Below are 23,765 nucleotides of genomic sequence, written 5' to 3'. Positions count from 1 at the left end.
TGCTAGCGCAGCCACCACCAAGCCTGATGAGTGTCGATCACCCCGACAGGCTAGCAAGCTCGACCGAAGTAGATCGATCACAGCGTCGACGGCGTGGAGCGCCGCGGCGTTCCATTCGGGGTACGTCCGTAGGGAGGCCGGCACTGCCCGCAGGCGGGATGTAACACCGTTGGTCGACGCTGGCGGGGTGGCCACCTCCCAGCCGTGAAGATGGTCGAGGTGATTGTGCGGGAGAGACTGAGATCGGCCAGGCTCGGTGTCGCGGTAGCGTCGAGCATCATCCTCGGCAGGAAGCGGGGAGCCGGCTTTTGGGTAGTTTTGTTGCTCGTTTACTTGTGCCAGGGATTGCACCAGGGTTTACTGGCCATCCTGGAACAAACCGTTGGGTTTCCGTCGGTGAGAAAAGCGTGACGGTCGATCCTCATGAAGGAGTAACCCATGCGGCGTTTCCCGACCCACCGAACGGTTCGCCGGGCGGTGTTGACTGCGCTGATGACAGTTTCGCTCGGTGTCTTGGTTGCACCCACGGCCTCCGCGGACTGTGCGGGATTCGGATCGGAAACCGAACGGGTTACTTTCGCCCGCGATCGAGCTGCGATAGCCGCGATAGCGACTCCGACTGCTGTGGAGACGACCCCACGCCCTCCGTCGGGTGGACTTCCGGTGGCCATGTACACCTTCACTATCGACACTGGCATCAAGGGTGTAGAAGCTAACGAGATTGTGAATGTTGCTGCACCTCACGACAATTCGAATGCACGCACTTTCGATATCGGCAAACGATACTTCCTCGCTCCGTTCGCGTCGGGCGAGGACTCCGGGAGCGGCGATCTCACTCGTTTGGCTTCCTACGCGGACGGTGCGTGCAGCCCGACAGCAGCTCTCGACGAGCTGAGTCCAGCATTCGCCGACCAATGGCCGACGACGTCGACGAGTTCCACGGCCGCGCCTACCGGTAGTGAGACACCGTTGGCGATCGAAGGTGACATGGTCGACGACGGCAGCACGGGTGACGACGGGGCGGGGACGATTCTTCTGGGTGTGGTCGCAATGGTGATTGTCGTCGCCGGCGGTTCTGTTCTGCTCGTGCGTCGACTACTTCGGTAACGATCACCTGTCGTGGATGAGATCTGTTCTGCTCTAATCGATCGATTCCCGCGTCACCCACAGCGCTGCCGGGACCTGAACTACCGGCGAAACCGCGGTCAGATCGGGTAATCGCCTTCCCCGTAGGCTCGAATTCACGGTCGACAGTCACTTCAGCCGCAGCACTCCAGCGGAGGTTGATTCGAATCCACATGCAACAGAATAGAATTCGGCTAGATGTTCTTCGTAATCGACGTGCAGCCACTCGATATCGGTTGTACGCAGATCGGAAACCAAATAGGAGACGAGCCTGGTGCCGATCGCCTGGTGTCGCCATTCCGTAGCAACTGCGGTGTCGAGCAGGAACGCGTGCTTGCCACCGTCCCATGCTGCGTTCACGAATCCGCACAGCACAGTGCCATGAAAGGCACCGACCCACGATTTGCTGTGTCTCTGCAACCGAGATCCCCACGGCACCAACTCGTAGTTCCCCCCGAACGCATCGTGATGGAGCTGCGATAGCTGGACATCATCCACGTCGAAGCGGACTCGGAAATCGATAGCCATGCCGAACAGCATAGAAATGCTGACGATAGCCCGCATTCAGGTATGGAACGACGTTCCAGTTGTGACAGGATTTGCGCATGCCAGTCAAGAAGCCGACACCCGCGCGACGTTCCGATGCACTGTCCAAAGTGCGCATAGTGCAGGCAGCGATCGAGATGCTCGACGAGGGTGGCACCGATGCTTTGACGTTTCGCACCCTCGCCGCACACCTGTCCACGGGCGCCGGAGCGCTCTATCACCACGTCGGCAACAGAGAAGATCTGCTCGCGGCAGCGGCCAAAGCCGTCATGGCGTCGGTGTTGGAATCCTCGCCCGAGAACGAGGCAACAGAGCAGGGCGTTCGCGGCGTGATGATGAGGGTGTTCGACATGATCACCACACGGCCATGGGTGGCAACGCAACTCGCCGGCGCGCCGTGGCAGCCGGCCGTCATGCATCTCTTCGACCGCATCGGAACCGAACTGGACGTACGCGGAGTTCCAGAGAATGCGCAGTTCGATGCCGCGTCCGTGCTCATGTACCACGCTCTCGGGGCTGCGAGTCAGCGCAATGCCGGGAGGCAACTGGCCGCCACGGTGACGGACCGCGCGACATTTCTCGACTCCACACGCTCGGCGGTGACGGATACCGGCGACTATCCGTTCCTGACCCGAATCGCGTCGCAATTCGCCGAACATGATGACAGAGAACAATTTCGGGCCGGTGTCGACATCATCCTGGCCGGTATCGACCGAACTAGCGCAAGACGATGAAGACAGCGCACAGGAGAAAGACCGCGGCAGTGGTTCGGTCCACTACGCGTTGACCGCCGCGGTCGAAGAAGCGCCGAAGGCGCAATCCAGCGAGACCGTAGAGCCCGATGATCACCGCCATGACCGTGATGAGGGTGAGTCCGAGCAACAGATAGTCGTCGAGGTGCACTTGTGTGAGGTCGATGACGCCGGGGAGTAGCGCAACGTAGAAGCCGATGGCCACCGGATTGGACATGGTGAGCACGATTCCGAGGCCGACACTGTGCGCTCGGCGGGAGGTGCCACGTGTGGGCATTGAGCGCACCGGCGCTCCGGCTGTCCTCCACTTCTTCGCGGCGAGGTAACAGAGATACACAGCGCCGGCCCAGGTGAGGGCGCGAAGGATTGGTTCGTAGGCCGTTGTAACAGCGGCGAGGCCTGCCATGGCCATGCCGAGGAGAGTCAGCTTTCCGACAATGATGCCGGCGGCCAGTCCAGAAACGCCCCGGAACCCGGAATCGAGGGATCGAGCCGTCACCGCAACAACTTCGGGGCCGGGGGTGGCAGCTGATGCCGCGAACACTCCGGCGAACAGCGCGAGATCGGCAATGCCGATCACTGCCCGTCGCCGTCGACAGTGCGCGATGCGATCCGCGTCGGTGCCGTCACGTGCCGGGGGTGTTGATCGAGCCAGTCGAGGACGGTCTGCGCGTGGCGGTCCGGAGGGAACACAGGGTAGAACACGTGCTCGATGATTCCCCCGATGATGACGAGAGCAAGTCGTCGGTAGACCGTGAGATCGTCTGTGCTGAACGTCGGTAGTCCGATCACGTCGTGCAGAACCAGTTCGCTGTCGGTGAGCAGCGGATAGGGAAGTCGGAGTGCGCCAGCCAGTTCCGATTGATATTCGACTGGCTGGCTCGACAGTCCATAGACCGCGCTGATCCCGGCCTGCACCAGCTCTGCATAGTGGTTACGCATGTCGCAGTTGTGCGGGCTGCATCCGCGGGCACCGGGGATGGCGTCCCAACCGTCGGGCATGTCGTGCCCTGGTGCACCGGTCATCGGAAATACATAGACCAGGACACGACCCGTTCCGAGGGCGGAGAGGTCGACGTGGTCGCCATCGGTGGACGGCAACCGGGTCGTCGGCATTGCAACCCCGTGTAGATGATCGGTCGCTCCGTCGTCGTGTGGGACGTCGAGGTCGGCCGGCAGCGGGGCGAGATTGGGATTGTGCGCATCGGCGGTGGCCCACTCGTCGGCCATCCGTGCGCTTGCCTCGGCGAGGTTGGCGACCAGCGCGCCGCGTTGTCGGTCGAGGTCGTCGATGGCCTGTTCGACCCGCTGGATGGCCCGGCGATACCCCGACAGCGAGGCGGGGCAGGTGTCCGCGTGAAGACTTCCGGCGTTCAGGCAGTCGATGAACGGGTGCATGTCCGCAAGCGGAATTCCGAGTGCATTCAGCCGGTGGATCTGCGCGACGACTCGAACCTGGTGGCGGTCGTACATGCGGTAACCGTTGGTCGCCCGTTCGGGGACAACGAGATTCAATGCCTCGTAGCCACGCAACGCCTTCGACGAGGCACCGGTCTCGCGGGTGACATCTCCAACACTCAGCAGGTCGTCCATCTCCGTACCGTAAACCCGGCCCCCAGGGGACAGGTCAAACGCGAAAGGCGACCGAGGGCTTCCGCTTACTTGACAGCTTTGGAACAGTGTTCCATCCTTAAATGGAACAACGTTCCAACAATGAGCGGAGACATTCATGAAGACATCCATCTCGATCATCGGTGCAGGACTCGGCGGCCTGGTGCTGGCACGAGTACTGCACGTTCACGGAATCGCCGCCACGGTGTACGAGGCCGACGCCACGGCTGACGTGCGCACCCAAGGCGGGCAGCTCGACATCCACGAGGAGGACGGGCAGGTCGCCCTTGCCGCGGCCGGGCTGACCGAACAGTTCCGCGCCATCATTCACGCGGGAGGCGAAGCAACTCGCGTCCTGCGTCCGAACGGCGAGGCTCTGCTCGACGAACCCGACGACGGCACCGGAGGTCGACCGGAGGTACTGCGCGGCGACCTGCGACGCATTCTGCTCGACTCACTGCCGGATGCCACCGTTCAGTGGGGGCACAAGCTCACCTCCGTGCGCCCACTGGGCAACGGGCAACACACACTCGAGTTCGCGAACGGCGTCACTACAGTCAGCAATCTGCTCGTCGGCGCCGACGGCGCGTGGTCACGAGTCCGCTCTCTGCTCTCGGCTGCGCAACCCACCTACGTGGGCACCGTCTTCGTCGAGACCTACCTCCACGATGTCGACGTACGTCACCCCGCGACGGCCCGCGCAGTCGGCGGTGGCGCGATGTTCGCCCTCACACCGGGCAAGGGGATCTCCGTACATCGCGAGGCCGGCGACATCCTGCACACGTACGTTCAGCTCACCCGTAGCTCCGACTGGATCGACGCGATCGACTTCACCGACACCGACTCCGCCAAAGCCGCGATCGCAGCCGAATTCGACGGTTGGGCACAGGAATTGACAGCGCTGATCACCGACGGCGAGACCGCGCTGGTTCCCCGCAAGATCTTCACGCTCCCCAACGACCACCGCTGGGATCGCACGCCGGGAGTAACACTCGTGGGCGATGCCGCACACCTGATGCCTCCCTCCGGAGACGGCGCGAATCTCTCGATGTTCGACGGTGCCGAACTCGCTCTCGCCATTGCCGATCACCGCGACAACATGGACGAAGCGCTCTCCGTCTACGAGAAGTCCCTGTTCACCCGAAGTGAAGCGGTGGCCATCCAGTCACACGAAACGCTCGACCTCTGTCTCGGGGAACGCTCCCCGTTCGGAATGATCGACCTGATCACCGGCGTCACCCCTGTGAGCTCGGGTGATCGTCTCTCGCAGTAGCAGGTTCACCGTCCGACGCCGTATCGAGCGCGAGGGCTGCAAGCAGCCGCAAGCCGTCCTCGCTGGCACTGTCGGCCGCGGCGCTCAGGACGATCATCTCCATTCCGGGCTCACCCGGCAGAGCGAAGTTCTCCTGATGAAGCTCCAACAAACCCACCAGCGGGTGACGGTAGGCCTTGCGCCCGTGGGTTCGAGCGCACACATCAGCGCGGGCCCACAGTCGACGGAATCGGTCACTCCCCATGGACAATTCCCCGATCAGCGACGCCAACTGGGGATCGTCCGGATATTGTCCCGCAGCAAGCCGAAGATGACCGACGACATCCATGGTGCAGGTGTTCCAGTCGTCATACAGCCCCCGCTCGGTCTCTTCGAGAAAGATGTGCCTCGCAGTGTTCAACCCCGGGATGGGTTGGCCGTACAGCACACGCGCAAGTCGGTTGCCCGCAAGCACATTCATGCGGTGATCCATGATGAACGCAGGCGCTCCCTCGACCAGATCGAGGACGCGCAGAAGTTCGGGGCGCACGCGCCCCTTCGGGGTCTTTGCAGGTCGACGACGCCGACGGGCAAGCCGATCCAGGTGCGCCCGTTCGGTGTCGTCCAGAGCGAACACCCGTGCCAAGGCATCGAGAATCTGCTCGGACGGCTGTGTGGCACGGCCCTGTTCGAGACGAACGTAGTAGTCGATGCTGACACCCGACAGGTGAGCGACCTCCTCGCGCCGCAGCCCGTCGACGCGGCGATACCGGTCGACGGGAATTCCGACCGACGTCGGATCGACCCGGGACCGCCGAATTCTCAAGAAGTTCGCCAAATCGTCCACACCTGAAGTATCCCTCGGATTCGTCGATCGAGAGTGGTACCGCCGATACCAGGAACACCGACCACAGGACATCGCGCCCCTGAACGAGACGGACAGAACGAGACAGGGTGAAAGCGTCACTCGAACACAACTCGACAACAAGGAGCACCCGTGAAGACACTCATCGTCTACGCCCACCCAGAACCGCTGTCGCTCAACCACTCTCTCAAAGATGTTGCCGTCACCACATTGGAAGCCGCAGGCCACGAAGTGCAGGTGACCGATCTCTACGCCTCCAACTGGAAACCGGCGCTGGACGCATCGGACTACGGTCCTGCCGCGTCGTCGCCGCTGCGGGTGGCTGCAGATTCCGGACGGGCCTTCGACACTGGCACCCTCACGTCCGACGTCCGCACCGAGCAGGAAAAGCTGTTGTGGGCCGACACCATCATCTTCCAATTCCCCCTGTGGTGGTACTCGATGCCCGCGATCCTGAAGGGATGGGTGGACCGAGTGTTCACCTACCACTTCGCTTATGGTGTCGGCGAACACAGCGACACCAAGTACGGTGAGCGCTACGGCGAAGGAACCCTCGCCGGCAAAAGAGCACTGTTGTCGGTGACCGTGGGCGGCCCTGAAGCCCACTACTCGGATCGAGGCATCAACGGCCCGATCGACGACCTGTTGTTCCCCATCCACCACGGCATCCTCTACTACCCGGGCATCGACGTTCTGCCTCCGTTCGTCGTCCACGGATCCGATCGATTGACAGCCGAGGAGTACGCGGTTGCAGCGAAGAACTGGGAACGGCGACTACTCGAACTCGAGACAACCGAACCAATAGCGTTCAGGAAACAGAACTTCGGCGACTACGAGATGCCGTCCCTTCGTCTCAAAGAAGGCCTCGAAGAACACGGGCAGTCGAGTTTCGCATTGCACGTGCGGTCGTGATCACTTGTCGCCGAGCGCGTTTCTGCGCTGGCGATGAATGGTCAGGTGGCTGCGGGTGCAATGGGGGCTACATGCCGTTGCTCACGATCGACCACGGATCCGACGATTCCTGCCGTGCGAGGATGTATCCCCAGGTTGTTGCCCCTTCGTGCATGGACCCGTCGCCGCCGGTGAGATCGAAGCGCACCGACACCCAGGCCTCGAATCGATAGCCTTCGGCGGCTGTACCCGGGGTCGGGTCTTCCTCGGTAACTCTGACGATCTCGAGGTTGTCCAGGTGTGCACGGGGTGCGTCGAACCAGCCCTGCATCCCCTGCCACCCCTCGTCCGCGACCAAGGATTCACCCGTCGACGAATCGCCGGCATTGACCGCATCGACCCAACCTCGGACCACCGCTGCCGGGTCCTGCCGATCGACCGTTTCAACCGACTCGCCAGCGATGCCGCTGTGTGTGCACCCTGCGAGCACCAACGCCAGGAGCACCAGCACGGCACCGAGGCTGGACACTGCCGACCACCGACTCTTCATCGCACCTACTACACACCAAGATTCGCATAGCCACAACGACAACGGTCGCCGTTGCAATGGGCGACCCCCATGTGGCACTCCCCCAGGCTCCGGCGGCAGAGGACGTGATGATTCGTACCTTCGTTCATCGAGAACGCGGACAACAGAAACGTCGGCAGTCGTCACGCCCGACGAAGGACGTCGCGCGTGAGCTCCAGCTGGCCGAGGTGTTGGGACAGCTCGCGCACCAGGTGTGTCAACACCCATTCCGGGGTGGCGGTTGCGAGCTCCGGGCGTGTGGAACCCATGACGGTCCGATCACGAATCCCCTCGCGCAATGCCATATCGACCCACTCGGGCAGACGCGTACGAACGTCGTCGACCCATGTGATCAGGTCATCTACCCGGCCGGTGGCCGTGAATTCGGTGGCGCGGTCCCGCGGGATTTTCAGGCCGGCGATCACCGAGCCTCCCCAGTGCTCTATCACAGCGACACAGTGGAAGACGATGGCGTACGGACTGTTGGCACCCGGCAGATCCGGTGTGGTGTTGGCCAGCTCGTCACCCAGGCCCCTGAGGATTTCCGTCATCGACGACAGACTCTCGCCGACGATCACGAGAGTGGCGTCGGCTACGCGTCTTTCGATGTCGTCCTGCATCACCGGACCGTACACCTGACCCCCTCCCGTACCCAGTGTCGATGGCGTCTCGATAGCTCGTTTGCCACCATCTCGCCTCGAATAGAAGAGAGGATGGGGCCATCGCCGGATTCCGAAACCAGTGGAGGTTGTTATGGCAAGACTCGTTCAGCGGCTTGCAGTGTGCGGTGCGGTGATGGTCGGTGCGGCGTTCGCGTCAACTGCAGTGGCGTCCGCGGAGGTGACGATCCCGTTTCAATTCAACCCAGCGCCCTACGGAAACCCCAGGGGCAGTGTCGATTCACCCCCGAGCAATTGTGCCGTGGTGGTCGGCGAGCAACCCGGGATCGCCAGAGTCACCGACGTCCCGAACGCGAACACCGGCTGCTACCTCATTTCCGACGTGCGCTGGGTGAACTTGACTACCGGGGCCAGTGGCAACGCCCGATTGTCCGACGCCCTCTTCGGATCCCCGCACGAGGCAATTGTGTACAGCGGGCCAGGGCAAGTGGTACTCGTCGGACTACCGACTTCCGCAACCACCGTGCCGGGGTTCGCGACGTTCTACGTTCCGTAGCCATTCGAGAAGGTATCGACCGCAGAACGTAGGACAGCACAATCGGGCGAGGGTGGTTTAGATTAGGGCATCCAAACTACGCTCGAAGGAGACTCGATGAATCCCGTGGTGAATCGGCGGACTGCAATATCGATGACGTTCGTGTCGGTCGCCGGTCTCGTCGTTGCCGGCTGCGCCAACGGCTCGGCGGAACGTTCGGATGGTTCGAGCTCGACGGCGAACGTCGAAAGCGGCGCGTTCCCCGTGACGATCGAGCACAAGCTCGGTTCCACGACCATCGACACTGCTCCCACCCGTATCGCCGCGGTGGGCATCGGCGACTCCGACGTGCTGCTCTCGTTGGGTTTGACGCCTGTGCTGGTGCCGGTGTGGAAGGGCTCGACCGACGACGGAATCGGCATCTGGGCCGAACCGACCGTCAAGGGAGACGAACCGGTCGCACTGGCGAATGCAACGACCGAGTTCGACGTGGAGACGATCGCCGCCGCCGCCCCCGATCTGATCATCGCCGTCAACAACGCCATCGACGAAAGCGTCTACGCGCAGCTCAGTGCGATTGCGCCGACGGTGCTGCACGCTGCGGGTCAGACCGACTGGGTGCTGCCGTGGCAGGAGGTGACCACAAGAATCGGACGCTCCGTGGGTTTGCCGAGTGCCGCTCAGGCCGAGGTCGACCGCGTCGAAGCCCTTGTGGCGCAGGCTCGAACCGACAATCCGCAGTTCGTCGGCAAGACGGCTGCATTGGTCATCAGGTGGAGTGACGGCAAGCTACGGGCGTTCAGTCCCGACTCGGCGCGGGCCCAGCTGTTGACCGCACTCGGCTTCGAGGCACCCGCCGCATTGGCGTCCCAATTCGAAGGCAAGCTGAATACCGAACTCTCGGCCGAGAGCTACAGCTTGCTCGACTGTGACTACCTTTTCTTCGACAATTACGAACTCCACCGCGAGTCCATGGAATCGCAGGAGACCTTCACCAGTCTGGGCGTCGTGCGCAACGGTGGATTGATCGCGCTGGATCCGATTGTCTCCGACGCAGTGTCGATGCCGAATCCGTTGACCATCCCGTTTGTGCTGTCTGCGTTCATCGACGACATCAAGGCTGTCGACGCGGCCAGATAGCGTCGGACATCGACGACCACACACCGAGCACGACGGCAGGCGCGGCGATGCAGCCGGCGACCACCAACCATGGGGTCGCCGCTGCAACGCTGCCGTCGTCGAGTCGATCGTAGAGATACCCGACGCCGATCGTGCCGATCAACGACAGACATCCACCGATGGTGTTGAGCAGCCCGAAATGTGCTCCCAGATAACGTTCTCCGGCAATTCGAGCGAGCGTGTCTCGCATCGAGGGCACCATCAACATCTGCCCCAGGTGCAGTAGCGCGATCCACGCTGCAATCTGTACGTACGGCCACACCGAGTCGGTGATGGTGCCTGGTCCTACCGCCGGAATGACGAACGACGCCGCCATGACGGCCAAGCCGATGGTTGTTGCGGCCCGCGATCCCATCCGTGCGGCGACTGCCACCATCGGCCGCTGACCGACGATCACCAGTACCGCTGCCCCCACGTAGAACCAGCCGAGCAGATCCTGCGAGCCGATGCGTAGTGAGAGTTGCTCGGGCAGCATCAGATACAGCTGAGCGAGCGCGACGAACTGTGCGCTGCACAGCGTGGCCAGGACGACGTAGCGTCGATTGCCCAACACCATACGCCAGACCCGGGTGATGGAAGTACCGACGACACTGCCCGTTTCGATTGTCTTGGGGAACAGGAAGTAGAACCCGATCCACATGCCGGCGAACAGCATTGCGGCCACGGCAGCCGATGCCGAGAACGGAAAGATCAGGAGCACCGCCCCCAACGCCGGCCCGAGCACGGTGCCGAGCCGACTGCTCATCTGTTCGTAGCCGAACAGTTCGGTGCGTTTGATGACGCCCGAGTCTTCGAGCTGTCGCCCGATATCGGCGTTGGCCGATTCCACCGCGGGCGCGAACAGCGCTGCGGCGAAACCGATCAGCAGAATCCCGACGATCACCGCAGGGAGGCTGCTCGCAACTGCCAGCACAACGAACCCGACGATGCGTATTGCTATGCCCCACAGAATGACCGGTCGACGCCCGAAGCGATCGGCGATACTGCCGCCGAGAAAGAACATGCCCTGCTGACTGAACGTGCGCAGACCCAATACGAGCCCGACGATCCAACTTGCGAATCCGAGTTCCTCGGACAGATGCACCGCGAGGAACGGAACCACCAGATAGAAGCCGACATTGAACAAGACCATCGATGCCAACACGAGCTTGACCACCGACGGAAGGTCACGCAGTAAACCTCGCGCCGACGCACCACCGACTCCAGGGTTGATCGTCACGAACGTCGACACTACTGGCGCGAGGGCAGGTGCGGTCCTCTCCGTCTCGGACGGAGCCGGATCCTGCGCCGAATCGAGGTTAACCAAGTGGTTACGCGGCGCGATTTCCTATATTCCGCCTGAAACCAACCAGCAACAAGGTCGTCGTAGATTCCTTGCTAGCTGGACCGTGAGCACCACTTGTCTTTCGTGGCGATCGAATGCGGGAACCAGACTCAACTATCGACCATGGGGAACATATGACACAGCCGACGAACAAGGTATCTCTCGAAGTTGCCGACTCCAATCGAATGTCATGGGAGACACTGACGGTCTCGCAGATCGGTGCGGAAATTCCTTTCAAGTCACTGTTTGCGGATCCCGACACGGGCATGCAAGTGATGCTCCTACGCTATGCCGCCGGTTTCACCAATACCTGGCACACGCACCCGTGCGCACACGGAATGTACGTCCTGGACGGCATCCTGAAGACCCACGAAGGCGAATACGGGCCGGGCAACTGGGTGTGGTTTCCAGAGGGCGGCTGGATGGAACACGGTGCGACAGAGCACAACGACGTCACCTTCTTGTTCGTCACCAACAAGCCGTTTGCGATCTGCTACGAGTCCGACGCCGACCACCCATACCCGATGGCCGTGACCGCCGACTGACGTTTGTCGGCCCGGCGTAGATGCCAACCGAGCATCGGGAGTCTGCCACGATGTACCGGTGCCATCTATCGATCCGTTCCACGCCCTCGTTCTGATGAACGCCGTGTTCGCCTCAGCAGCTTGGTGTCTGGCCAGGCCGTCGTGGCCCGCGGCGATATCGCTGAGTGTCGTCTCGGTGCTGTGGCTGTTCTTCAACGCTCCCATCGAAGGCAGAACGTTGTACGTGGTCGATGCAGAACGGGGTCTCACCGAGTCCGACTTCATGACACTCGCAGGGTTGGTGTTGGCAGCGGTGACGATTGTCAGGGTCCGCCGCGGGCGGACCGATCACGCACCGAACAGCAGGAACAATCCGCCGAATGTGTAGAGCACCATCACGACCATCATGGCGAGCTGTCCGGTAGCCGCGTGTTCTTTCGGCAGTGTTCGCAGCGACGCGTCGTGGGCGAGGGTGATGCCCACCAGGTGCCCCACCACGACCGCCAGGACGGCGATGCCGGCGACGACCGACGGGTGGTTGGACAGGACGTAGGAGACCGATGCATCCTGCAGCCCCAGTACATTCGCTCCGTTGCCCAATGGATCCGATAGCGAAATGATTGTCTGCTGGCCCTTTTCGACGAAGTACGTGAGGTAGTGAGCCGTCATGTAACCCACCACGATCGGGATCAGGGAATGGGCGAGCAGGCCAGGTAGCGCGGCACGGCGGACACGCGACACTCCCCCGGTGGCACGGGCCGCACTCCAGAACGCCGCGCCGACAACGCAGATCACGGCAATCAACCCCAGAGTTCTCGTCGGCACCGATCCGAGAGCGGAATCGTCGACCAACGAACGCCACGCCGGTATCTGCCCGATACTGTCGAAGGCGGTGGACCCGAGCAGAACGGCGAGTACGGCCACTGTCCCCCGCTGCACCGGCAGGCTCACGGCACCGTCGAGCGGTGATCGCAGCGCCAGCAGGCCGGACGCGGCATCTCGGGTGAGTGGAGACAACCGAGATACGGTGTCGCTGTACACCTCGAAAGGGTCTGCCCGAGAGAACCATTCGTCGCCGAAGATCGCCGCACCGACCGCCATCGACACGACGTATACCGCGCACCACAGACGAACGGCCGATACCGAGCCCGAGTCGGGTGAGGCCAGTTCGAGCCAGACGAACGCAAAGAGACCGACAACGGCTGGTACGCAGACCCATTCACGACGGTAGGCGACCATTGCCGCCGACGTCGGACGACGCAACAGTCCGCACACGACGCGGTGTAGTGCCCGCATCGGAGACACGATTCGCCAGAACGGCCCGAACACCAGCGATGCCGGAACGATGCCCACCCACACCAAAACGTAGAAGGTGCCGAGCAACGCGTTGCTGGAATCCTGTGGCCCCCACACCGATGCTGCGGCGACAGTGCCCGCCAGCAGCACCGACAAGGTCCCGACGAGACCCCGGACGATCGCCGAATCGGCCACCACCGTCGTCCGCGGCAGCGCCACGACGACACGCGTGGGGTCGAGCCTGGGGCGACGCCACGCGAACAACAGCAGCACGAACGACGCCGCCAGCGCCCACGCCCCTCCGATCAGGGCGTAGGTGACAGGAATCGGCAGATCGGTCGACCCGCCGAGGCCGTGGGCGAGAATCACGGACGAACGACGAGCGTGGCGACAGTGCGATCGCTGTGGTGCAGTTCGATATCCACCTGTCCGGGTACATCGACGGTGAACGTGAACACCTGATCTTTGCCCGGCTCGATCTCGAAGGTGTGCTCGGGAACCGAATGCACGTGCAGTTCGTCGGTGATATCGCTGGTGATCGACATCGAAATCAATTGCCCCACAGAGATGTCGAGGCGTTGATTGGTCGGTTCGACCGTCCCGCCATTGATCGACAGATTCATCCGCAGGGTATCGGGCTGCGCGGACACCGACGCGGTGGGGTCGGTGCTGGGCACCGGTTCTGCCGCGGTGGGCGAGGTAACGTCGGACGACGATCCACAACCGGCCACCAACGCCACCGCTGCACATCCGATGATCGCTGCCCGCACTGGCGACAGTCCCATGTCAGTGCTCTCCTTCTTGTTCGAGTTTCTCTGCGCGCTCCGCCCGGCGGTCCTTCCTGACGACGTACAGCACCGCGGCCACGATGATCAACGCAGGCGCGACCGCCGGAATGGCCAGCACCACAGAGTGATCGGCGAGATAGACGACGTCGGATGCTGCCGTCATACGGAGCTCGAGTCCAGCGTCCTACGTGACACCGATGCTCCCGGGGTCTCGGTACTGATGCGTACTGCGCCCCACGACAGAGCCCAGATCAATGCCAGAGTGCAGACGAGCACAACCAGTGATGCGGCACCGAACAGCCACGCCGGGTGATCGAAGCTCCGCTCACGCTGCAGCAGCGCGGTCTCGCTCTGCAGCTGCCGCGTGAACTGGGCGTCGGCCGAGACCTCGGATGCGCCGATGCCGGGATCGGCCGCCATGAAGATCGGTGTTCCCGTCAACGTTCGACCGTCCTGGATACGCAGGAACGTCTTCCACGTTCCGTGCGCCGGTACCGGACGGGTCGACTGATACATGCCGGGCCCGGTCCGTTCGAGACGATCGACGACCAGACCACGCAGAGTGTCACCGGCTCCCTGCCATGCCAGGATCGCCACCCACTCGGGGTCGTCGGACACCAGATCGGCCGGATCGAGACGGACCGTCGCCGTCACCATGCGGCCACCGTCCTGCGGCGCGGCATCGGCGAGAGTGACCGTCGCCGTGGCGTTTTCCGGTACATCGATCATCAAACCGTTGGCTGTCGCGCCGCCGAGTACGAGTACCAACGCGACGACGATCGTGCGCCGGACGGCAGGTGCCGGCAGCCCGTCACCGCTGAGCAGTTGCGCGAACAGTCCCGCCGTCAGCCCACACATGACGCCGACGGGTATTGCCATCGCAAGCGCCTCGACCCACATCGACGTCGGCCACGGGTAGACGAATACCGCGTCGATCCACAATGATTCGAGCCACAGGCCCACGGTTGCGGCAGCGAATCCTGCGAGCATTCCGAATCGAAGTCTGTGCACCACGAGCGGAGTGAGACCGACGAGTTCGACCACCACCGCGATCCCGAGGAACAGCGCGAAGACGTTGTGCGGTTCACCCAGAACGGGACCGACGACGAATGCCGTCAGCTCACGAATGACGGCGGCGAATGCGACGACGAACAGAGTCGCGCCCCGTCCCACGACCAGTCGTGCGGCGACGAGTGCGAACGCGCCGGCACCGACGATGAGCATCGGTTGGAACACCAACCGGAACTGCTCGACTCCGAAGTCGAATTCGATCTGGAACACCGACAGTCCGATGAGGAGACCACCGAAGGCGCTGGCCTTGAGAATCCAGGACAACACCGAGCGTCTGGGCCCCTGTGCAAACTCGTCCACCTCGTCGGGGGAGGTCTGCCGTGCTGCGGCGAGCGCCAGTCTGCCTTCGTGCTCGAGCAGCAGGACTCCGATCAGAGACAGTCCGGCACCGCCGATCAGCATCAGGTGCGTCGGCCCCCACAGCGTGACGTCCTGGCCGAAGATGCGGTGCCAGATGTCGTCCAACGGAAAACCGATGAGCGCATACAGACCACTGCCCGCGATCAGCAGACCGCCCGTGGGCGCATACCAGGTGCGGGTGATCTTGACGGCCGCACGACCGGGCTTCTCGTCGAGCGGCAGGATGATCGCAAGCGCGCCCGCGATGAAGAGGAAGAACAAGCCGACCAGGATGAAGTAGTGGGCCGGGTTGGCCAGTGGTCCCTCGTCGCGCCCTCGTCCGATGTGCAGGCTGACGTCCCAGATGAACCCGAAGAATGCCGTCAGGATCGTCGAAACGAACAGGACGAGCGGCAACGCCGCCCAGCCGGGCAAGTTCAGTTTCGATCCCGCGTAGTCCGCCAGCCTCGCCAACCACGTGATGCGGCGAGTGCGGTGCATGAATGCCAGGTACAGCAGAAACAACGACACGACGGCCGCGGCTGCCGTCATACCGAAGACCTGGTCCAGCGCCGCGCCTCCGCTTTCCGACTGAGCAATGACGTTACTCGTCGTCACACTTACATTGACCATAGCGAGAGTATGGACCACGGGCCGCCGTTTCGGTGAAGTTCGGGACAATCGGTGGCTCACTGCTTCTCGATCTAGTCCTACAGAGTGATGTGCGCCCGGCCCCTCGATGATTGACTCTCGTCCGTGAGTCACCCAATGAGTAAGCCCATCCACCGCGGCCGCTGGTCGATCGTTCTGTTGGCATGTGCAGGGGCATTATTGGTAGCCGCGTTCGTTCTCGGACCAGCCGCTCTGCTGCGGGGAAGATACCCCCAGTTCCAGGATCAGTCCGCCATGGGCGAGCTGCTCGGCCGTGGATTGGTCGAGTACTGGGGCAGCGGTGTTCGCACCTTTCCTCCCGGGTTGGCGGAGATGGTGGACTACTGGTTCGCATGGCACGCCATCAAGATCCTCATCTCGGTACTGCTGACCGCCGTTCTCGGCCTGCTGGCAGCGACGCTGTGGGGGCGATCTCTGACTGCCGGCATGGGCTACGTGATCGCTGCGAGTACTTCGACCGTGCTGTCTCTGTTTTCGGTGTTCGTCGCCGTGATCAACATCCGGTCGACGGTCGCTCCCGTCGTCGCCCTGCTTCCGATGCTCTCCGACAACGACGCGGACGGGAAGACGGCGCAGTCACTGATCGACAACGGTGTGCGGAGCGGAGATACGAGGCCGCCTCTGCTCGAGCTGCTCACGCAGGTCGAGCACTACAACTGGGCGGTGATCATCGCGGCGGGTGTGGTGATCGCCGTTGTCGGTACCGGAACCGTGATCACCTTCCGACGCTACAGATCGGCGGACACGACAGACGCTGCTCACCGTCGAATGTTCGTCACCCTCGGGTCACTCGGCGCGCTGATGACGATCGGGATGGCGCTGCTTTTCGTCGCTGCCGTCGTGGCGGTCGTCGATCCGGGAGACGCGCTCCTCGGATCAATCGGCTTGTAGCTACTGCCGGCTTCGGTCGCGGGCACGCGCGCGGAATTGGCCGATCGCGAGGATGGTCAACGCGACCCCCAACAGGGTGAGGGGGATTTGGGCGCGGGGCGCGTCGATATCGAGTACGAGGATCTGCCACACCACCCACCCGATGGTCACCAACCCCACGAACACGACACACGTCGGAGCGTCGTATGCATCGACGAGCACAGCAGCAACCGAGATCAACGATCCGAGTCCGAGAAAAATCAGCACGAACAGCCCGGAGATGCGGTAGTCCCAGGTATGCCACGCAGGGAGCATGTCGACATCCAAGCCCAGTGACCGCCCGGTGGGGTCGGAGGTCAACGACATTCCATTGAACGTTCCGGCTGCACCCAACAGGATTAGCAGTGCCACCGTCGCTAGCTTGTTCACGGTGACGTCATGTGTTGGTCGTCCTTCGGTTGCGGCCGCACCCCGGCGTAGTTGTCGATTCTGCCAGAACAAGTCCGATTGGTCTCGTTCTATTCAGACCAGTTTCAGCTGCACCCCTGTGTACTCTGCCTGCGGGGCGGGTTCGGGCAGAACGTCGCCATGGACGGTCGAACCGAAGGAAGCCATGAAGATTCGCACCATCTTGATTCTGCCTGCAGCGGTGGCAGTGTTCGGCGGCGCGGGACTTCTCACCCCCATCGCCGACGCGGCACCGGCAACGTCCATCGATGTGCTTCCGCGGCTGATCGACGGTGCCGCAGCGGGTTACGCACTGTCCTACGCAACCACCGACGAGCACGGGCGCGCCGCGGTTGCCCGCGGACAGGTCTACCTCCCCTCGGGCACACCACCACCGGGAGGATGGCCGGTCGTGTCGTGGGCCAAAGGGACCGTCGGCGTGGGTGATTCATGCGCCCTGAGCACAGCACTCGACGACGGTGCCGCCGAGGACCCCATGGCCGTCGAGCTGTCCAAGCCCCTGCTCACCCAGCTGCTAAGAAGCGGCACGGCCGTTGTCTCGACGGATTACATCGGACTCGGAACCACCGACGCCCACCACTACCTGAACAGCATTTCGGAGGCGAACGCCGTCACCGACATCGTCAGCGCTGCCGCAGACGAACTTCCCGAGCTGTCGCGCACCTGGGTTGCCGCCGGACACTCTCAGGGCGGCGCAGCAGCACTCACCACCGGGGCTCGCGCGGACATCTACGGAGAACGGTCGGATTTTCGCGGGGTGATGTCGTTTGCACCGTCGTCGAACCTCGAAGCCGTCCTTCCGCTGCTCTCTCCCACCACTCCTCGCATCGCACCACTCGACAACATCACGGCCACTCTGATCTACGTCCTGTACGGGCTCAGGGATTCTCGGCCGGATCTCGACGTGAACAGCTATCTCAGCGAACTTGGGCGCGACTACCTGGCGCATGCAGAGGACAATTGCATCAGCGACCTACGACAGAAGGCCAGTGGCGTTGCACCACAACAGCTCCTGGCTCGATCGCTCTCCGACCCCGCCATGACCTCAGCTATCCGCGACTACCTATCCGTGCCGACCACCGGTTACACACGGCCGGTGACCATCGAGCAGGGGCTGGCCGATACCGTTGTGCCGCCGGCTCTGACGACCGCCCTCGCTGCGGAACTGGTGGCACAGGGCGTCCGCGACGTGGCCTACCTGCCCGTGCCCGGTGCCACTCATTACGACGTCATTGCCGCAACCGTCGACGACGCCCTACCTCGAATACTCGACATGCTGCACTGATCAGCCACCGACATGCGGCGGACGCCGATCGCTACCGAGCACGTAGTCCCGCTGGGTCGCCGAGCCGGCGGCACGAAGGACCGCGTCGAGGGTGGCGGACAGAACGGAGCGATCGATCCCTGCCGCCCATCGAGGCCCAGTGGCAGTGCGATATTCGAGCATCGACACCGCATCACTGTCGTTGCCCGCTCGCACACTCGTCTGCGTCAGACCGAGGATGTCCACGTGCCTGCCATGAGCAGACAACGCGTCGACGAGTGCCTCGACGGGTCCGACTCCCGTGTGTGAAGTCTCGAAGAACGTGCCGTCGATCTTCAATGTGATGCAGGTGTCGGCGGACCCGTCGTCGTCGTGAGAGTCGAAGCCGATCAGGGTCACGTCGGGTTCGTCGACACCGATGTACACCTCCTGGAAGACGTCCCAGAGTTGCTCGGCCGACAGTTCGGTACCGATCGAATCCGTGCGGGCCTGCACATGCCGGGCGAGGTCGATCTGCAGGCGACGCGGAAGTTCGATGCCGTAGTTGGTTTCGAGGAGATACGCGATTCCTCCCTTACCCGATTGCGAATTCACGCGAATGACCGCGTCGTACGAGCGACCGATGTCGTCGGGGTCGATCGGCAAGTACGGCACCCGCCATTCGATATCGCGCTCGGAACGGCCTTCCCTCAGCGCCCGAGCGCGATGCTCGACGAAACCCTTCTTGATAGCGTCCTGGTGCGTACCGCTGAAGGCGGTGTGTACGAGGTCGCCGACATACGGATGCCGAGGGTGAATCTCGAGCTGGTTGCAGTATTCAACGGTGCGTCGAATCTGATCGACGTCGGAGAAATCGATCATGGGATCGATACCCTGTGCGTGCAAATTCAATGCGAGAGTAGCGATGTCGACATTTCCGGTGCGCTCTCCGTTGCCGAACACGCAGCCCTCCACTCGCTGCGCACCGGCCAGGACGGCCAGCTCGGCGCAGGCAATGCCCGTCCCGCGGTCGTTGTGCGGATGCACCGACAGGATCACGCTGTCTCGTCGCGCAAGGTTGTCGTTCATGTACTCGATCTGGTCTGCATAGACATTCGGCGTCGCCACCTCCACGGTGGCAGGCAAATTCAGGATGACCGGCCGCTGCTGCGTCGCGTCCCACAGAGTCGTCACTGCATCACAGACATCGAGGACGTAGTCGGGTTCGGTGAGATTGAAGACCTCGGGTGAGAACTCGAATCGCACGTTGGGCAGGTCGCCGGCAAGTTCGAGAACGTCGGCTGCGCCCGAAAGTATGAGTGAGCGAAGCTCGTTGGCTTCCCTGCCGAGCACGACCTCGCGCCACGTCGGAGCCGTGGCGGTGTACATGTGGATCACGACGTCGTTGGTGATTCCGCGGATCGACTCCACGGTTCGCTCGATCAGGTCGCGTCGAGCCGGGGTGAAGACGACCACGGTGACGTCGTCGGGTGCCAGATCGGTGTGTGCCAGCAGCCGCACGAAATCGAAATCGGTCTGCGATGCCGAGGGATACCCGACTTCGATTTCCTTGTATCCCATCGCGACCATCAACTCGAAGAACTGTTTTTTGCGGGCAGGATCCATCGGCTCGGGCAACGCTTGGTTGCCGTCGCGCAGATCGACCGGCACCCACAGCGGCGCCTCGGTCAACCGTCGCTCCGGCCAGCGACGCCGGGTCAGCGGAATGTCGACCTTGGCGTAGACGTCACGGTAACGATGCGACGGCATCTGGGAGTGCCGCTGCCGATTCCAGGTGGGCGCGCCGACGGGAACGGGTCCGGCGGGAGTGGACAGAGTGGGGAAATCTGTGCGCATGCGAGCAATGTAGCACTACTCCTCAGACAAGCTGAGGAGTAGTCTTCCACTGTGACCGCGATACGCCGAACCTCGTTGGCCGATCAGGCCGCCGAACTGTTGCATGCCAAGATCCAGTCCGGTGAGTGGCCGGTCGGCACCAAACTGCCAGGTGAAACGACCCTTGCCCCCATGTTCGACGTCGGGCGATCGACGATGCGCGAGGCAATCAGACAACTGGCGGGGCGCGGAATCCTAGTCACCCGGCAGGGATCGGGAGTCTTCGTCGAATCGATCGACGAGGCGCGGACGGACTGGGACAGAGTTCTCCAGCGCTCACACATCACCGTCGTCCTCGAGGCCCGCCTCGCCATCGAAGGTGAGGCAGCAGCTCTCGCCGCAACCCGACGCACTCCCACCGACCTCGACGTCATCCGTCGCTCACTCGAGCTACGCAACACCGCCCGCGCCGACGCGGTCGATCTGGTGGAGGCGGACATGGCTTTTCACCGCGCCATCGTGGTCGCGTCGCACAACGACATCCTGCTCGAACTCTTCGACTCCATGGCTCCACGGCTACGGACCGCCATGATCGACATGCTGAAGATCAAGGGCGCGTTCGGAGAGGACGCAGACCACGACGCCCACACGCACGTCGTCGAGGCTATCGCCGCACGCGATGAGCACCGCGCTCACACGCTCACCCGCACACATCTGCTGGAGTTGTCGACGACCATCGCTCCTCCGACGTGAGCACCGGCCGGTCAAGGCTTTTCGGCTACTGGAACAGTCCGAGTACAGAATCGGGCTAGACTTCCGACGCCTCGACCACCACCTTTGGAGTCTCCACATGCCCCAGCTGAAGACCGTCAGCGAATTCACCGGCAAATGGTTTGCCCTGATCGTCGTCGCGGCGGGTGCTCTGGCCTTGATCACGCCCGACACGTTCAGCGGCGGGACACCCGCGGTTCCGTGGTTGTTGTCGATCATCATGCTCGGCATGGGAATGACGTTGCGGCTGTCCGACTTCGCCGTGGTGGCACGCCGCCCATGGGCACTGCTGCTCGGTGTCGCAGCGCAGTTCATCGCGATGCCGCTCCTCGGTCTCGGTATCGCGAATGTCCTGGGTCTGTCCGCTGCGCTCACTGCCGGGATGGTGCTGGTCGGCTCCGCCCCCGGAGGTACGGCGTCGAACGTGATGGTCTACCTCGCCAAGGGTGACACCGCACTGTCGGTGGCGATGACGTCGGTGTCCACACTCCTCGCGCCCATACTCACACCACTGCTGGTTCTATGGCTCGCAGGCGAATACCTGCCGGTGGATGCAGGCGGATTGTTCGTCTCGATCCTGCAGATCGTGCTGGTACCCGTCGTACTGGGAGTTGTACTGCGACTTCTGTTCCCGAAGATCATCGATCGTATGCTCGACGCCTTGCCGCTTGTCTCGGTCGCCGGAATCACCGCTGTGGTTGTCCTCGTGGTGTCCGCCAGCGCGCCGACCCTGCTGTCGATCGGTGCCCTCATCGTCGTTGCCGTCGTGCTGCACAACTCGCTCGGGCTCGCGGTGGGTTACGGAATCGGCAGAGCATGCGGACTCGATGTGGCCAGCCGCCGCGCGATCAGCATCGAAGTCGGTATGCAGAACTCGGGCTTGGCAGCGGCACTCGCATCGGTTCACTTCTCACCCGCTGCAGCGCTTCCCGCGGCGATCTTCTCGGTGTGGCACAACGTATCCGGATCGCTGCTGGCCAGCTACTGGTCCAGACGGTCGACGGATGCCGATCACCGCCAGAACAGTACCGTCACACGGGACTGAGTCTTGGACGCAGCAAACAGAATTCGTTGCCTTCCGGATCCGCCAGTACGTGCCACGATTCCTGGCCGGTCTGGCCGACGTCCACTCGTCGGGCACCGAGGGTGAGCAGTCGTTCGAGCTCGGCGTCCTGATCTCGATCGGTTGCATTGACGTCGATGTGCAGTCGAGGTTTCGCCGGCTCGGGATTCTCGCTGGGGATGAAGATGATGGTCGGCTGCGAGCCGCCGAAACCGTCGCGCGCACCGATTTCGACGGAACCGTCACCCTCCCTGTCCAATACGACGAAGTCCAACACCTCACACCAGAACGTCGCCAAGGCCTCGGGGTCGCGACCTTCGAGTACCAATTCACTGATTCGACATGCCATGAGCGCGAATTTACACCTGCCACCGCGTCGAACATGCCGTGTTCACGGCCTCTTCGCGCGCGAAATGAATCCCCGTCGACGGAAGGCGCGGATGCGGTCGGCAACCGTACGTGAGCGCAGCGCGCTCGTGATGGACCCTGCGTTGTCGCGCATCCCGCGAATGACCTCTCGGACCACGTCGGGGCCGTCCATGCGGGGAGTCCAGTCCAGATCCCGTCGAGCGCGGTCGGTGTTCAACATCGGGGTGGCGAACGCGAGATCGACCCAACCGTGATGCACTGCGGACACGTGGGTCTCGAAGCCGAGGCGCGCAGCAGCGGACAACACCCGAGAGGGCACGGGCACGATGCGCGCACCGAACGCGTCGGCCACGTCGTGGGCTCGCACGGGCGTCGGGCCGCCGAGGTTGTAGGGCCCGGTTGCACGCCTATCCAGCACTCGCACGATGGCATCGGCGACATCGTCGCTGTGGGCGGCGGGAACGGCGAACGACCTGTCGATGGGCAGGATCGGAAGATGATCGACGATTGCCGACGGCACGAGATCGGGTAGAGCGTAACGCAACAGCGCACTTCCGAACTCGTACTGCCCGATCAGGCCCGGCCTGATTCGAGCGACCGCGACATCGGGATGCGCTGCCTCGAACTCATCGAGCACATCCTCGGCGGCGGCCTTGTCCATGCTGTACGTCGACGAAGACACGCCCGTTCTCGGCCACGACTCGTCCACCTTCTCGCCGTACGACCCCGGTGCGTACACCCCGCCGGAAGACATGTGCACCAGATGAGGAACTCCGGCGTCCGCACAGGCAGTTGCCACCGTGCGCACTGCGTCGACATTGACTGCCCGCAGATAATCGCGATCACGCATCGGCTGGAAGGCGATGGCCAGATGAACCACTGCGTCTGCGCCGCGGCACAACGCGCGTAGCTCGTACGGTGCGTGTTCGCCGGTGAGATCCAGCGGAACCCAGTCGACCTGCTCGGCAAAAGGATTGAGGCTCGGCGGACGCCTCGCTACGGCGAGAATGGAATTGCCCGGATGCTCGTCGGTGAGCCTTCGTAGCAGGGCGGTGCCGACATTGCCGGTCGCGCCGATCACTACAGTTCGCATCTCTACCTCCGAAAATCGACCACAGTCGAAGTGCCCCCTGCACTTCGATCGAAACCACACTGGCTCAGGAGTTTGAGCCGCCATTCTCCCGGGC

Annotated in this window: 27 protein-coding genes; 12 read left to right on the top strand and 15 right to left on the bottom strand. The window is 62.9% G+C overall.

Annotated features, from left to right (window positions below; genetic code table 11):
* The first annotated feature begins 723 nt into the window (after nt 1-723).
* Complete coding sequence (locus CH262_RS27965; RefSeq protein WP_143547141.1) at nt 724-1,107, top strand: hypothetical protein; 384 nt, start codon at nt 724-726, stop codon at nt 1,105-1,107.
* Nucleotides 1,108-1,254: 147 nt separating this feature from the next.
* Here CH262_RS27965 and CH262_RS20210 read toward each other — a convergent pair whose 3' ends face one another.
* Complete coding sequence (locus CH262_RS20210; RefSeq protein WP_094718432.1) at nt 1,255-1,653, bottom strand: GNAT family N-acetyltransferase; 399 nt, start codon at nt 1,651-1,653, stop codon at nt 1,255-1,257.
* A 77-nt stretch (nt 1,654-1,730) separates the two neighbouring features.
* Between CH262_RS20210 and CH262_RS20205 the strand changes: the two genes are divergently transcribed.
* A complete protein-coding gene (locus tag CH262_RS20205; RefSeq protein WP_032387692.1) occupies nt 1,731-2,405 on the top strand; it encodes a TetR/AcrR family transcriptional regulator in 675 nt (224 codons plus the stop codon).
* Here CH262_RS20205 and CH262_RS20200 read toward each other — a convergent pair.
* Together CH262_RS20200 and CH262_RS20195 are read right to left on the bottom strand one after the other, a co-directional pair.
* Nucleotides 2,389-3,003, bottom strand: a complete 615-nt coding sequence (locus CH262_RS20200; RefSeq protein WP_032387691.1) for a LysE family translocator — start codon at nt 3,001-3,003, stop codon at nt 2,389-2,391. The two genes, CH262_RS20205 and CH262_RS20200, sit on opposite strands and share 17 nt — an antisense overlap.
* Nucleotides 3,000-4,016, bottom strand: a complete 1,017-nt coding sequence (locus tag CH262_RS20195; RefSeq protein WP_218829315.1) for a MerR family transcriptional regulator — start codon at nt 4,014-4,016, stop codon at nt 3,000-3,002. The genes CH262_RS20200 and CH262_RS20195 overlap by 4 nt, the downstream gene beginning before the upstream one ends.
* A 136-nt stretch (nt 4,017-4,152) precedes the next feature.
* Between CH262_RS20195 and CH262_RS20190 the strand changes: the two genes are divergently transcribed.
* Nucleotides 4,153-5,307: an FAD-dependent oxidoreductase gene (locus CH262_RS20190; RefSeq protein WP_094718271.1), complete on the top strand. Its 1,155-nt coding sequence runs from the start codon at nt 4,153-4,155 to the stop codon at nt 5,305-5,307.
* On the opposite strand, the gene CH262_RS20185 is transcribed toward CH262_RS20190, so the two are convergent.
* The gene (locus CH262_RS20185) at nt 5,270-6,133 is read right to left on the bottom strand and encodes a helix-turn-helix transcriptional regulator (protein WP_094718270.1); all 864 of its coding nucleotides are present in this window, start codon (nt 6,131-6,133) and stop codon (nt 5,270-5,272) included. The genes CH262_RS20190 and CH262_RS20185 overlap by 38 nt on opposite strands.
* 150 nt (nt 6,134-6,283) lie before the next feature.
* Here CH262_RS20185 and CH262_RS20180 point away from each other — a divergent pair, with 150 nt between their 5' ends.
* A complete protein-coding gene (locus tag CH262_RS20180; protein ID WP_032389731.1) occupies nt 6,284-7,063 on the top strand; it encodes an NAD(P)H-dependent oxidoreductase in 780 nt (259 codons plus the stop codon).
* 67 nt (nt 7,064-7,130) lie between these two features.
* Here the strand turns inward: CH262_RS20180 and CH262_RS20175 are convergent, their stop codons facing one another.
* Both CH262_RS20175 and CH262_RS20170 read right to left on the bottom strand, forming a co-directional pair.
* Nucleotides 7,131-7,592 (bottom strand): hypothetical protein, encoded by a 462-nt coding sequence (locus CH262_RS20175; RefSeq protein ID WP_032387687.1) that lies wholly within the window; start codon nt 7,590-7,592, stop codon nt 7,131-7,133.
* Nucleotides 7,593-7,753: 161 nt separating this feature from the next.
* Entirely contained in the window at nt 7,754-8,230 is a 477-nt protein-coding gene (locus CH262_RS20170; protein ID WP_094718430.1) for a DinB family protein, read from the bottom strand.
* Between the two features lie 133 nt (nt 8,231-8,363).
* On the opposite strand from CH262_RS20170, the gene CH262_RS20165 reads away from it, so the two are divergent.
* Together CH262_RS20165 and CH262_RS20160 are read left to right on the top strand one after the other, a co-directional pair.
* A complete protein-coding gene (locus tag CH262_RS20165; protein WP_256988887.1) occupies nt 8,364-8,786 on the top strand; it encodes a hypothetical protein in 423 nt (140 codons plus the stop codon).
* Between the two features lie 96 nt (nt 8,787-8,882).
* A complete protein-coding gene (locus CH262_RS20160; RefSeq protein WP_094718269.1) occupies nt 8,883-9,905 on the top strand; it encodes an ABC transporter substrate-binding protein in 1,023 nt (340 codons plus the stop codon).
* Here CH262_RS20160 and CH262_RS20155 read toward each other — a convergent pair.
* The gene (locus CH262_RS20155) at nt 9,880-11,163 is read right to left on the bottom strand and encodes an MFS transporter (protein ID WP_256988886.1); all 1,284 of its coding nucleotides are present in this window, start codon (nt 11,161-11,163) and stop codon (nt 9,880-9,882) included. The genes CH262_RS20160 and CH262_RS20155 overlap by 26 nt on opposite strands.
* A gap of 239 nt (nt 11,164-11,402) precedes the next feature.
* Here CH262_RS20155 and CH262_RS20150 point away from each other — a divergent pair, with 239 nt between their 5' ends.
* The gene (locus CH262_RS20150) at nt 11,403-11,813 is read left to right on the top strand and encodes a cupin domain-containing protein (RefSeq protein WP_032387684.1); all 411 of its coding nucleotides are present in this window, start codon (nt 11,403-11,405) and stop codon (nt 11,811-11,813) included.
* Nucleotides 11,814-11,871: 58 nt separating this feature from the next.
* Nucleotides 11,872-12,180, top strand: coding sequence for a hypothetical protein (locus CH262_RS20145; RefSeq protein WP_094718268.1), 309 nt, complete (start codon nt 11,872-11,874; stop codon nt 12,178-12,180).
* On the opposite strand, the gene CH262_RS20140 is transcribed toward CH262_RS20145, so the two are convergent.
* Genes CH262_RS20140 through CH262_RS20130 form a run of 4 tightly spaced genes read right to left on the bottom strand, consistent with a single transcriptional unit; the run spans nt 12,141 to nt 15,919 of the window.
* Entirely contained in the window at nt 12,141-13,457 is a 1,317-nt protein-coding gene (locus tag CH262_RS20140; RefSeq protein ID WP_094718267.1) for a hypothetical protein, read from the bottom strand. The two genes, CH262_RS20145 and CH262_RS20140, sit on opposite strands and share 40 nt — an antisense overlap.
* Entirely contained in the window at nt 13,454-13,873 is a 420-nt protein-coding gene (locus CH262_RS20135; RefSeq protein ID WP_179275059.1) for a hypothetical protein, read from the bottom strand. The genes CH262_RS20140 and CH262_RS20135 overlap by 4 nt, the downstream gene beginning before the upstream one ends.
* A gap of 1 nt (nt 13,874) precedes the next feature.
* On the bottom strand, nt 13,875-14,039 hold the full coding sequence (locus CH262_RS27765; protein ID WP_167326471.1) for a hypothetical protein: 165 nt from the start codon (nt 14,037-14,039) through the stop codon (nt 13,875-13,877).
* Nucleotides 14,036-15,919: a hypothetical protein gene (locus CH262_RS20130; RefSeq protein ID WP_094718266.1), complete on the bottom strand. Its 1,884-nt coding sequence runs from the start codon at nt 15,917-15,919 to the stop codon at nt 14,036-14,038. The genes CH262_RS27765 and CH262_RS20130 overlap by 4 nt, the downstream gene beginning before the upstream one ends.
* Nucleotides 15,920-16,054: 135 nt before the next feature.
* Between CH262_RS20130 and CH262_RS20125 the strand changes: the two genes are divergently transcribed.
* On the top strand, nt 16,055-16,849 hold the full coding sequence (locus CH262_RS20125; protein WP_094718265.1) for a hypothetical protein: 795 nt from the start codon (nt 16,055-16,057) through the stop codon (nt 16,847-16,849).
* Here the strand turns inward: CH262_RS20125 and CH262_RS20120 are convergent, their stop codons facing one another.
* The gene (locus CH262_RS20120) at nt 16,850-17,239 is read right to left on the bottom strand and encodes a hypothetical protein (protein ID WP_230591273.1); all 390 of its coding nucleotides are present in this window, start codon (nt 17,237-17,239) and stop codon (nt 16,850-16,852) included.
* Between the two features lie 202 nt (nt 17,240-17,441).
* Here CH262_RS20120 and CH262_RS20115 point away from each other — a divergent pair, with 202 nt between their 5' ends.
* On the top strand, nt 17,442-18,581 hold the full coding sequence (locus CH262_RS20115) for an alpha/beta fold hydrolase (protein ID WP_094718264.1): 1,140 nt from the start codon (nt 17,442-17,444) through the stop codon (nt 18,579-18,581).
* On the opposite strand, the gene CH262_RS20110 is transcribed toward CH262_RS20115, so the two are convergent.
* Complete coding sequence (locus CH262_RS20110; RefSeq protein ID WP_256988885.1) at nt 18,582-20,396, bottom strand: 2-isopropylmalate synthase; 1,815 nt, start codon at nt 20,394-20,396, stop codon at nt 18,582-18,584.
* Between the two features lie 51 nt (nt 20,397-20,447).
* Between CH262_RS20110 and CH262_RS20105 the strand changes: the two genes are divergently transcribed.
* Both CH262_RS20105 and CH262_RS20100 read left to right on the top strand, forming a co-directional pair.
* On the top strand, nt 20,448-21,128 hold the full coding sequence (locus CH262_RS20105) for a FadR/GntR family transcriptional regulator (RefSeq protein WP_094718262.1): 681 nt from the start codon (nt 20,448-20,450) through the stop codon (nt 21,126-21,128).
* A 97-nt stretch (nt 21,129-21,225) separates the two neighbouring features.
* Nucleotides 21,226-22,191: a bile acid:sodium symporter family protein gene (locus CH262_RS20100; protein ID WP_094718261.1), complete on the top strand. Its 966-nt coding sequence runs from the start codon at nt 21,226-21,228 to the stop codon at nt 22,189-22,191.
* On the opposite strand, the gene CH262_RS20095 is transcribed toward CH262_RS20100, so the two are convergent.
* Together CH262_RS20095 and CH262_RS20090 are read right to left on the bottom strand one after the other, a co-directional pair.
* A complete protein-coding gene (locus CH262_RS20095; RefSeq protein ID WP_094651069.1) occupies nt 22,178-22,558 on the bottom strand; it encodes a VOC family protein in 381 nt (126 codons plus the stop codon). The two genes, CH262_RS20100 and CH262_RS20095, sit on opposite strands and share 14 nt — an antisense overlap.
* A gap of 42 nt (nt 22,559-22,600) precedes the next feature.
* The gene (locus CH262_RS20090; RefSeq protein WP_094718260.1) at nt 22,601-23,671 is read right to left on the bottom strand and encodes an NAD-dependent epimerase/dehydratase family protein; all 1,071 of its coding nucleotides are present in this window, start codon (nt 23,669-23,671) and stop codon (nt 22,601-22,603) included.
* Between the last annotated feature and the right edge of the window lie 94 nt (nt 23,672-23,765).

The sequence above is a fragment of the Rhodococcus sp. 05-2255-1e genome (genome assembly GCF_002259025.1).
Classification (GTDB): Bacteria; Actinomycetota; Actinomycetes; order Mycobacteriales; family Mycobacteriaceae; genus Rhodococcoides; species Rhodococcoides fascians.
This window is presented reverse-complemented; position numbering and strand designations above follow the sequence as displayed.